The sequence below is a fragment of the Actinomadura chokoriensis genome (assembly GCF_041463665.1).
Classification (GTDB): Bacteria; Actinomycetota; Actinomycetes; order Streptosporangiales; family Streptosporangiaceae; genus Spirillospora; species Spirillospora chokoriensis_A.
The window spans coordinates 1-4,740 of sequence record NZ_JAXCEJ010000057.1 but is presented as its reverse complement, the minus strand read 5'-3'; the positions used below and the strand labels follow the sequence as shown (position 1 = coordinate 4,740).

The following is a 4,740-nucleotide window of genomic DNA, read 5'->3' as shown; positions in this document are numbered from 1 at the left end:
CGCCGCATCGAACGGCGCGACGCCCGCCACCGGCGCCGGTACCGGCCCGGTGAACGGGACGCACCAAATCGACGGCGACCAGCCCGGACCCGTCCCGGCCGACACCGGCCCGGATCGGGTCGCTTCGGCGGCTGCAGCACGCCGCCACCAGGGCCAGGAGACCCGCCGCCGCATCGCCGACCACATCGCGCAGAACCCCGACGCGACCCCGGCGCAGATCGCCGAAGCGGTCGGCAAGTCCGTCACGACCGTCCGCCGTCACCTGACCGAGCTCGACAACCAGTAACCACGGGAGGAACACATGTCCACCAACACGACCACGAAGCCGATGATCCGGTTCCAGACCCTCGGCGGCGCCCACGTCCACGTCACGGCCGGACCGGACGGCTACTGGTGGGAGTGCCAGGGCTGCGACCAGGGCGAGGAGTTCGGGCAGCCGCTGCCGACCGCCCGGACCGCCGCCAACGGGCACGCGGGCCTGTGCCGCTCGATCCCCAAGACCACCAGGTAGAACCCGGCGCGGGCGGCGGCCAGCTTCACCAGGCCACGGCCGCCGCCCGCTCCCTCTCACCGAGAGGAGTCTCAATCATGGCACTGCCCGACGGCCACACCGCCGACGTGGTCCAGCTCCACAAGCCCGACCGGGCCGCCGCGGTGGTCGACACGGACACCGACGACACCGAGGAGGTACTCGAAGGCGAGATCGTCCCCGCCGCGGCCGGGCCCGTCAACGTCCGCCCCGACACGCTGACGGAGATGACGGCCGCCGCGCGCATGGCGGGATACCGGGCGATGGAAATCGTCAAACGCCCCGACCTGGTGGCGGCGGCGGTGCTGCGTCACGAACTGCGCTACGGCGTCCCGGGCGCCCTGCGCTGCCTGGGGATGTTCTGGTCGTGGGTGTGCGCGCGGGAACTGGACGCGCAACTAGCGTCCAACCCGCGGCTCGTCCTGGACGTGCGGCAGACCCGTAAGAAGGCCGCGGCCGGCACCGCCGCCACGGTCGCGGCCGGCGGAGCTGCGTCCTGGGTGCTGCTGTCGCCGCTGGTCCCCGTCGCAGGGCTGCTGCTGGTCCTGGCCTTGACCGGCGCAGCCGAACGCCGCTACCTGGCTTCGCTGCGCGGCGGCGCCGACACCGGACGCAAAGCGCTCGGCACCCACCCCGGTTCCAAAGCGGTCCGCCGCGCCGTCGCTGACGCCAAGCTCGGCAAGGCCGACGACATCCGCGTCATCGGGCCCATCACCCGCGTCGCCGGCGCGTGGGAGGCCATGGTGGAGCTCCCCGCCGGGACCACCGCCAAGCACGCAGCCAAACGCCGCGCCGAACTGGCGTCCTCGATCGGCGTCGACGTCGTCCAGCTCGCGGTCGACCCGGTCAAGGGCCACGCCGGGCGGATCGGGCTGTGGGTCGCCGACACCGACCCCATGCAAGGCGACGCCGTCACCTCCCCGCTGGTCAACCGCCGTGACCCGGTCGACTTCTGGACCGGCCGCGTGTTCGCCGGCCGCGACGCCCGCGGCCGGGCCGTGGAGTTCTCGCTCGTGGAGCGTTCGTACCTGATCGGCGGGGAACCCGGCGGCGGCAAGTCCGTCGCCGCGAACAACGTCCTGGCGTTCGCCGCGCTCGACCCCTACGTCGAGCTGTGGCTCGCCGACGGGAAAGGCGGGTTCGACCTGGCCGACTGGGAACCGGTCGCACACCGGGTCCTGGAACGCCCCGAACACGGCCTGATCATGTCCATGGTGGCCGACCTGCAGGAAGAGATGGCACGCCGGTACGCGCTGCTCCGCAAAGCCGGGGAACGCAAACTCACCCGCGACGTCGCCGCTCGGCTGGGACTGCACCCGATCGTGTTCCACGTCGATGAGATCCAGAAATTCTCCCTGGGCGACGGCGACGCCAAGCAGGGCAAGGAGTTCATCACCGGCATCGCTGACCTGGTCGGGCGTGGCCGCGCCGCAGGGATGATCACCGGCACGATCACGCAGCGGCCGGCCGCCGACGTCGTCCCCACCCGGCTGCGCGACATCCTGTCGATCCGGTGGGCGCTGCGGTGCACCACCCCGGACGCCTCCGACACCATCCTCGGATCGGGCCGCGCCGGTCAGGGCTACTCCGCGGCGGTGTTCGACGCCACCCAGCGCGGCGCAGGGTACGTCCTGGCCGAAGGCGCCGACCCGGTACAGACCCGCTCGGCCTACCTCAGCGACGATGAGGTCGCCGGGATCGCGCGCCGCGCCTACGCCCTGCGTGAGGAGGCCGGGACGCTCCCGGCGACCGCGGACCGCCCCGACGTGCGGCTGCTGACCGCCGTCCTGGACGCCATGGGCCGCCACCCCAAGGGCGCCCACACCGCCGAGATGCTTCCCGCGCTCACCCAGCGTCCCGAGTTCGGCGGGTGGGACGCCGCCAAACTCGCCGGCGCGCTCAAGCCGCTCGGCGTCACCCCCCGCCAGGTCGACCTGGACGGCCGCAACCGCAACGGGTACCGCCGCGACGACGTCACAAGCGCCCTGGACCGCCTCTGAAACCGGCCCTAACCGGCGTCTGGGGAGGGTCTAGTTCTAGGCCCTCAGCCTCTAGGAACTAGACCCTCCCCCTAGCCGACAAGACCCCCCTGACCTGCGAACTAGAGCCGCTAGAGCCGGTAGAGGCCCGTGCGGCGGCCACCAGAAGAACCCACTCCTGGGAGGAACCTGCCATGACCAGCCAGCCACGCACCTACACCCACCCCGACGTGCTCACCACCGGTGTCCGCGGCGGGTGGGCCGACCCCGAAACCGACCCGACCCGCATCGACTGGACGACCCGGCAGGCAGCCGCGGCCATCCCGTTCCCCGTGGTGGACGGCCGGCCGGTGAACCCGTGCGAGAAGACCGGCATCACACGCGGCCGTAACGAGCTGGGCCACTGGGGCGAGTGCCAGTGCGCAGACGCCCTGGTCCTGGCCCGCGACATCGACGGCTGCCTGTGGGCCCTGATGATCGAGCGTGAGGACGGGCACGGCTGGGCGATCCCCGGCGGGAAGGTCGACCCCGAAGACACCGACGCCACCGCCGCCGCGATCCGCGAGCTCGCCGAAGAGACCGGGCTCGACATCCCCGGCGCGCACTGGACGGCGACGGCGCCGCGGTACGTCCCCGACCCCCGAGCCAGCGATGAGGCATGGATGGTCACCACGCTGTGCGTGGCCTACCTCGGCCGGATCGCCCGCGACGCCTTTCCCGCGGTAGCCGGCGCCGACGACGCCCGCCGCGCCGCGTGGGTCCGCGCGGACTCCTACCCCGCCCTGACCGCCGACCTCGCCGAAACCTTCGGCGGTCACGTCTTCCGCGCGCACGTCCAGATGCTCAAAGACGCGCTCTGACGTCACCGACGAACCGTCACAGCCCGGACCCACCCCATGCGAAAGGCCCACCGTCGAGCCCTGGCGCCCCAACCCGGCGGCGGCCTACGGTGAGACCACAAGAGCGGCGACGCGAACACACCCTGTGCCGGGGTCCCCCGCGTCGCCGCTCTCGCACGTCCAGGAGGGTCCACCCCACGTGCGCGCGGGCGGGAGGGCCGCTCTCCAAAATTTTGGGGACTACGGACGGTCCACCCCACGTGCGCGCCGGCGGGGGCGATCGTGGGCATGTCCTCCCACTGCGACCAGCCGCCCCACTCGTCACCCGTCCACGGTTCGGCAGGCTCGGAGAACTGTCGCAGATCTGCGACAGTTTTCTCGCTGTCCGTGACGGCCTCGCGACCGCGCTTGATCTCGCCGGGAAGCTACTCGTCCGCCTGGTCGACCTCGCCGGCCGTCTCGACGACATACGCGCCCTTGCCGCGAACCACCTGGACAAGGCCACGCTCGACCAGCAACCGGACCGCTGACCGCGCGGTCGGACGCGCCACCCCGAACTCCTCACAGATCGCAGCCTCCGACGGGATACGCCGCCGCGGCGGGTAGGTGCCATCAGCGATCCGGCCGGCGAGCACCTCGGCGATCTGCTCGTACAACGGTTCCGGCCCGTCAAGATCAACGGTCATGTGATGACGCTAGGTGCCTCAAGGCAATGCCTACCGTCACGTCTCACCACGTGACGTCATATGACAAGTAGGCGTACGGTGACGCCATGACTACCCCGGCACAGGAAGCACAGCAGCGCCAGCACGCAGAGGCACGCCTCGCGGCACTGGCAGCGAATCTCAACGTCCGTGGCGTCCTCACCCGCATCGACGCGGACAACCTCGCCATCCTCAACGACGGCGGACAGCAGGCCGACACGATCTTCTGCCGACCGTGGCCACTCGACCGTGACGCGTGGTGGTTCTTCGACTGCGCGGGCGAGCCGCTCGCCGAAGCGGGCGACATCGTCGGCGCGGCGGTCGCGATCCTGGGGAACCTGCAAAGCGGCACCCATGGCTGACCGCGAACCGGGCCTACCCGAGCAACTCGAGGCCTACAAGGCGCTCATGGACGCGATCGTCCCGGAATCGGCGTACTGGCTCATGGGGAAGCGGGAGGACCCCGACCGCGTCCAGGAGCTCGCCGACGCCGTCACCGACCCGTCCAGCATCCTGCCCACCGACCAGGACGAGCAGGACGAGCCAGCCTGACACCTAGACCGGGATGGCCCTGCCGGTCGTACCCGCCCCCGAGGTCCCGGCAGGGCCATCCCCTCCACACCTCCACCTGGGGACCTTTCCCGGCACCCCGGCCCATTTGGCACCCGTCCTCGTATACCGCCGGACAT

General features: G+C 71.5%; 7 protein-coding genes. 6 read left to right on the top strand and 1 reads right to left on the bottom strand.

What is annotated here, in order from left to right:
- From SM418_RS37725 to SM418_RS37710, 4 genes are all read left to right on the top strand, one after another.
- Nucleotides 1-286: winged helix-turn-helix transcriptional regulator (locus SM418_RS37725; RefSeq protein WP_371946441.1), on the top strand; the 286-nt coding region annotated here is incomplete at its 5' end.
- Nucleotides 287-301: 15 nt separating this feature from the next.
- Complete coding sequence (locus SM418_RS37720; RefSeq protein WP_371946440.1) at nt 302-511, top strand: hypothetical protein; 210 nt, start codon at nt 302-304, stop codon at nt 509-511.
- Between the two features lie 77 nt (nt 512-588).
- A complete protein-coding gene (locus SM418_RS37715) occupies nt 589-2,529 on the top strand; it encodes an FtsK/SpoIIIE domain-containing protein (protein ID WP_371946439.1) in 1,941 nt (646 codons plus the stop codon).
- 173 nt (nt 2,530-2,702) lie between these two features.
- Nucleotides 2,703-3,368 carry an NUDIX domain-containing protein gene (locus SM418_RS37710; RefSeq protein ID WP_371946438.1) on the top strand — a complete coding sequence of 222 codons (666 nt, stop codon included), beginning with the start codon at nt 2,703-2,705 and terminating at the stop codon, nt 3,366-3,368.
- Nucleotides 3,369-3,772: 404 nt separating this feature from the next.
- Here SM418_RS37710 and SM418_RS37705 read toward each other — a convergent pair whose 3' ends face one another.
- On the bottom strand, nt 3,773-4,033 hold the full coding sequence (locus SM418_RS37705) for a GntR family transcriptional regulator (protein WP_371946437.1): 261 nt from the start codon (nt 4,031-4,033) through the stop codon (nt 3,773-3,775).
- 86 nt (nt 4,034-4,119) lie between these two features.
- Between SM418_RS37705 and SM418_RS37700 the strand changes: the two genes are divergently transcribed.
- Entirely contained in the window at nt 4,120-4,413 is a 294-nt protein-coding gene (locus SM418_RS37700) for a hypothetical protein (protein WP_371946436.1), read from the top strand.
- Nucleotides 4,406-4,603 carry a hypothetical protein gene (locus SM418_RS37695; RefSeq protein WP_371946435.1) on the top strand — a complete coding sequence of 66 codons (198 nt, stop codon included), beginning with the start codon at nt 4,406-4,408 and terminating at the stop codon, nt 4,601-4,603. The genes SM418_RS37700 and SM418_RS37695 overlap by 8 nt, the downstream gene beginning before the upstream one ends.
- Nucleotides 4,604-4,740: the final 137 nt, after the last annotated feature.